Source organism: Tunicatimonas sp. (assembly GCF_049647865.1).
Taxonomy (GTDB): Bacteria; Bacteroidota; Bacteroidia; order Cytophagales; family Cyclobacteriaceae; genus Tunicatimonas.
Genome location: NZ_JBARYM010000739.1, coordinates 1 through 5,478, shown reverse-complemented (window position 1 = coordinate 5,478; position 5,478 = coordinate 1). Strand labels below are relative to the sequence as shown.

At 43.7% G+C, this 5,478-nt stretch carries 4 protein-coding genes; 2 read left to right on the top strand and 2 right to left on the bottom strand.

The genetic code is table 11. The features are described from left to right. Positions 1–330: 330 nt before the first annotated feature. Both WBA23_RS21540 and WBA23_RS21535 read left to right on the top strand, forming a co-directional pair. Entirely contained in the window at positions 331–3,363 is a 3,033-nt protein-coding gene (locus WBA23_RS21540; protein ID WP_424584345.1) for an AsmA-like C-terminal region-containing protein, read from the top strand. Positions 3,364–3,488: 125 nt separating this feature from the next. Beyond that, complete coding sequence (locus WBA23_RS21535) at positions 3,489–4,553, top strand: isoaspartyl peptidase/L-asparaginase family protein (protein WP_424584344.1); 1,065 nt, start codon at positions 3,489–3,491, stop codon at positions 4,551–4,553. Between the two features lie 260 nt (positions 4,554–4,813). Here WBA23_RS21535 and WBA23_RS21530 read toward each other — a convergent pair whose 3' ends face one another. Beyond that, the gene (locus tag WBA23_RS21530; RefSeq protein WP_424584343.1) at positions 4,814–5,152 is read right to left on the bottom strand and encodes a nucleotide pyrophosphohydrolase; all 339 of its coding nucleotides are present in this window, start codon (positions 5,150–5,152) and stop codon (positions 4,814–4,816) included. Next, a partial coding sequence (dtd, locus tag WBA23_RS21525) for a D-aminoacyl-tRNA deacylase (RefSeq protein WP_424584342.1) occupies positions 5,149–5,478 on the bottom strand: 330 nt, incomplete at its 5' end. The genes dtd and WBA23_RS21530, both read right to left, overlap by 4 nt.

The following is a 5,478-nucleotide window of genomic DNA, read 5'->3' as shown; positions in this document are numbered from 1 at the left end:
TTAAAGATATACGCAAAAAGTAAATAGTTGCTTATAGCTGCCAAGTTAAGCGGAAGGTTTGAAAGAGCTATTTTGTTGTAGGAGAGATACGGTAAGCCATTAAAAAATAGAGTTAATTTAGACGCTATCGTAATATCTTCTGCTAATAATCAATAGGATAACACCGGCATAATTCCCAAGATACCGGGCATATGCCAACTGTTAGTAAGGTTGTACGTTTAACTGCGAACGTTTTTAATTGATTTATTACATCGATAAGGCTACGCCCAATGTGCCAAATCTATTGGTTCAGCCTTACGTAATTTCACATGACCAATTAACAGGTAGACCATGAAGAAACTATTTATCATATTAGGAGTATTTTTTCTGCTATTCTTAGTAGCAATATTTATCCTGCCCGTCATTTTCAAAGATGATATTCGCAAGCTCGTTGATCAGGCTATCGCTGAAAATGTTAATGCCGAAGTGTACTACGCTCCCGAACAGTTCAAGCTATCATTAATCAAAAACTTCCCTGATGCAACTGTTTCTTTGGGTGATTTCGGCGTAGTAAACCGTCCGCCTTTTGCCGGAGATACCCTGTTAGCAGTAGATGAGTTCAATATTTCAGTTGATCTGAAAAGTGTCATCTTTGGCGATCAGCCTCGTATTAGCGGTATCACCCTAAACCAACCTAACATTCATGTGCAGGTCTTAGAAGATGGCACGGCCAACTACGATATCGCTATTGCTTCAGAAGATACCACAGTAGTGGAAGAGGAGGCTCCTTCTGAGGAAGTATCTTTTACCATTGATCATTGGGAGATTAATGATGCTAATGTGGTGTACGAAGATCTTACTATGCCCATGTATATGGCTGTTGAGGGAATGAATCACGAAGGCAGTGGCGATTTCACTTTAGATGTATTTGATCTGAAAACGCTCACGGAAGTAAAAGCCTTCACGGTGAACTACGATGGGGTAGAATACTTGAGCAATAAGAAGTTGATGGTAGATATGACCCTCAATATGAATTTGCCGGAGGGAAAATACACTTTCCGAGAAAATTCCGTAGCCGTCAATGATTTTACTTTGGGGTTTGATGGGTTTTTAGCTATGCCTAGCAGCGATATTGATATGGATATCACCTTTGCCGCTCAAGACAACACCTTTAAAAGCTTGTTATCGCTCGTACCTGGAGTGTACATGGAAGGCTTTGAGCAAGTAAAAACGGAAGGTGAATTAGATTTCCAAGGCTTTGTGAAGGGTACTTACAACGAAGAATCAATGCCTGCTTTTCAGATGAAACTGCTCACACAAGATGCCATGTTTCAGTATCCCGACTTGCCTACTGCCGTTACCGATATTGATGTAGACCTACTGATAGATAATACCGACGGAAACCTAGATAACACCGTAGTTAATCTCAAATCATTCCACGCCGATTTGGGCAGCAACCCCTTAAATGCCCGCTTTTTATTAAAAGGACTAGATACCTACACTATTGATACCGAAGTATCGGCTAAACTCAACCTAGGTGAACTTAGCCAGATGTTTCCGATAGATAGCTTAGAAATGCGAGGTATTTATAATATTAACTTGTTAGCTAATGGCACCTACGATAGCGTAACCAATCAAATTCCTCAGATTGATATGGCAATGAGTATGCAAGATGGCTACGTGAAGCAGGCAGAGTATCCACCCTTGGAGAATATCAGCTTCACCTCCACCGTAAAGAACGAAAGTGGTCAACTGGCGCAAACCACCGTTCAGGTAAACAATTTTGATATGACCCTGGCCGGAGAACCCTTTCGGGCCGACTTATTGGTTACCAACCTCGATGATTATACTTGGGATTTAACCGCTAATGGCACCATAGATTTAACCAAAGCTACCCAATTGTACCCAATGGAGGGAATGAATCTAACAGGTATTATTACGGCTAACATCGTATCAAAGGGTAAACTTTCTGACGTAGAAGCCGAACGTTACGCGCAGTTAAAAACTAGTGGTTCAGCTACCATTAAAGATTTTAATTACGTAGCAGAAGATTTTCCGCAGGGATTTACTATTGCAAATGCTGAAGCAGCGTTTAATCCTGAACGTGTTACACTAGCCAGTTTTGAGGGTGCGGCTGGTCGGAGCGATATGCGAATGAGTGGCTACTTAGCGAACTACCTGGGATACGCTCTCACCGAAGGCGAAGTGCTGCGGGGGCAGCTAGACTTTAAATCAGGTAAGCTGGATCTGAACGAATGGATGACCGACGAAGAGGTTGAAGTAACCGAAGATACTACCGAAGTTGCCATGGAGGTAGTAGCAATCCCTAAAACCTTAGATTTGGTACTCAATTCCAGCGTAGCCGAAGTGCTGTACGACAACATGACTCTGCAGAGCCTAGACGGAAAGATTACGGTGCGCGACGGCATCGTTCGCATGAGCAATCTGAATTTTAATTCGCTCGGCGGGCAATTTGCCATGAACGGTTCCTACAGTACTCAAGATATAGCGCGTCCTTCATTCGATTTTGACCTGAACATTCAGAATGTAGCTATTAGCTCAGCTTACGCTACTTTTAATACTATTCAAACATTAGCTCCAGTAGCTGAAAAAATGGATGGTGATTTCTCTACCCGCTTTAAAATAGGTGGGTTGCTAGGTTCAGATATGTCACCGTTAATGAATACTCTAGATGGTAAAGGCATTATTCAGGTAGCCGACGCGGCGGTGAAAGATTCTAAGCTGATAGGAGCGATTACAACGATTACCAAACTTAGCAATACCGATAACGTATCGCTGAAAGATGTAGATATTCGGGCCGAGGTTCGGAGCGGCCGAGTGTATGTTGAACCATTTGATGTTAACGTAGGCAACTTCAAAACTATAATTGCCGGAAGCAACGGCATTGATGGAAGCATCGATTATCTAATGAAAATGAATGTGCCTGCGGGAACAGTGGGCACGGCGGTCAATAGTGCCATTGCCAAATTTACCGGAAGCAACGAAACAATTGACTCTAATATCATTCTTAACCTGAAGGTTACCGGAAACTACGATGACCCTAAAGTCCGTCTAGCCGGAACTGATGCTGGCGGAAGTGGCAAATCAAGTGTTCAGGCTGCCGCCAAGGCTAAAGTAGAGGAGCAAGCCAAAGAGTTGAAGGATGAAATAGCCCAACAGAAAAAAGAAGCTGAAGCCGAGATACGCCGTAAAGCTGAGCAGGCTAAAAAAGAAGCCGAAGCAGCTCGTAGCCGGGCTGAAGAGAAAGCCAAAGCAGAAGCGGCTAAAGCTAAACAAAAGGTGGAAGAAGAAGCAAAAGAAGCTACTCAAGAAGTTAAAGAAGAAGCTAAGAAAAAACTGAAGAAGCTCTTTCCTCCTCGTTAAATAAAATTCTTCCCTAGTACTAAAAACTTATCATTGAGGCTCATAACTTAGGTTAGTGAGCCTCTTTCTTTTGCCTATCGGTTAAAATACCGTATCTTCAACGCTCCATCTACCTATCCAATCCTATGAAAAACCTACTCGCCTGCGTTGCTATCATTTTTTGCATAATACCCGCATTTGCTCAGCAGTCAAAGGTGGCTATTGCCATTCACGGTGGGGCAGGAACCATCCTTCGGGAAAATATGACTGAAGAACGAGAAGCTGATTATAGAGCTAAGTTGGATGAAGCACTAAAGGCGGGCCACGAGATACTTGAAGCCGGAGGTAGTAGTTTAGATGCGGTAGTGGCTGCCATTCAAATTATGGAAGAATCTCCGCTGTTCAACGCGGGGAAAGGTGCGGTATTTACTAACGACGGTAAAAATGAGTTAGACGCTGCTATCATGGACGGTAAAACCCGCAATGCAGGAACAGTAGCCGGAATTTCTACCGTTAAAAGCCCCGTAGCAGCCGCTCGTTTGGTAATGGAAAACTCACCCCACGTAATGATGATTGGCCCCGGAGCCGAACAGTTCGTCCGCGAACAAGGGCTAGAATCCGTTGACCCTTCTTACTTCTACACTGATAGTCGATTTCAACAGCTAGAGAAAATTCGTAATACCGAGAACCAACAGCTCGACCACGATGGTGACCAGCGTTCCGATGAAACTAAAAGTGATGAAGGTGAGCGTCAGGGCTATTTAGACGAATATTTTCCTGACCGCAAATTTGGAACTGTAGGGGCCGTTGCTTTAGATCATGATGGAAACCTAGCAGCAGCTACTTCTACCGGAGGAATGACCAATAAACGCTACGGTCGGGTAGGAGATGTTCCGATTATTGGCGCGGGAACTTACGCTGATAATGCCACGGCGGCTATTTCAGCTACGGGACACGGCGAGTATTTTATTCGCTCAGTAGTGGCGCATGATATTTCGGCCATCATGAAATACCAGAACAAATCAGTGCAGGAAGCGACCAATACTGTGGTGAAAGATAAGCTAGTAGAAATGGGCGGCGGCGGTGGCGTGATCGCTATTGACGGTGCAGGTAATATTGCCATGCCCTTTAACACTAAAGGAATGTACCGAGGCTACGTCAATACCGAGGGCGATGTGTATATTGGCATCTACGAAGACGAGCAGCCTTAAGTAGCTTCAAAGTAGAAGAGGAAAAGTTACAAAAAGGCAATTGAGGAAGCTTCCTCTTATAACCTATGAAGCAGAATAGAAATCTAGAATAGCTTATGAAGAAGAATGTAAAAGACTTATTGAAGGCTGTAGTATTCGTTATTTCTTTACTGGTTGGATATCAACTTTTCTCTGACTGGGACGACTTTAAGAGAGGTATACTAGGCAACCCTTCATCAGAAGTTGTACGGTAAAGTAGTAACGTCAGAGTCTTTGAAGGGCTAGCGTAACTTCTCATTCTGCTGATGGCGATCGCTATCGCGCTTGGTCTTTTTTGCCATATTTTTCTGAAAGGCTTCGGTCAGATTCACGCCGGTTTGGTTGGCAATGCAAGTGAGTACCCACAGTACATCAGCTAGCTCATCAGCCAGTTCTTTACCTTCGTCCGATTTCTTGAACGACTGCTCGCCGTACTTCCGGGACATAAGTCGGGCAACCTCCCCTACCTCTTCGGTCAAAATGGCCATGTTCGTCAATTCGTTAAAATAGCGAACTCCGGTAGTATTAATCCATCTATCTACTTGTTGCTGTACTTCGGCTAGGGTAATATCTTCTTTCATTTCTTATCCTTGGTATCAATAATGATGGTAACTGGGCCATCATTCAGTAGTTGCACCTTCATATCGGCTCCAAACTCCCCGGTTGGTACTGGTTTCTCTAAAAGTTTCTCGGCAGCTTGCACAAATTTTTCGTACAGAGGGATGGCGGTGTCGGGTTTAGCGGCTTTAATGTAGGAAGGGCGATTACCTTTTTTAGTGCTGGCATGTAAGGTAAACTGGCTAACGACTAACATTTCGCCACCAATATCTACTAAACTACGATTCATTACTCCCGATTCGTCGTTGAAAATACGTAAGTTAATGATCTTCCGGCTTAACCAATCAAC

Bases quoted from the DNA above. Each gene is read 5' to 3' on its own strand.
- WBA23_RS21535 (WP_424584344.1), top strand. From the start codon at position 3,489: ATGAAAAACCTACTCGCCTGCGTTGCTATCATTTTTTGCATAATACCC.
- WBA23_RS21540 (WP_424584345.1), top strand. From the start codon at position 331: ATGAAGAAACTATTTATCATATTAGGAGTATTTTTTCTGCTATTCTTA.
- WBA23_RS21530 (WP_424584343.1), bottom strand. From the start codon at position 5,152: ATGAAAGAAGATATTACCCTAGCCGAAGTACAGCAACAAGTAGATAGA.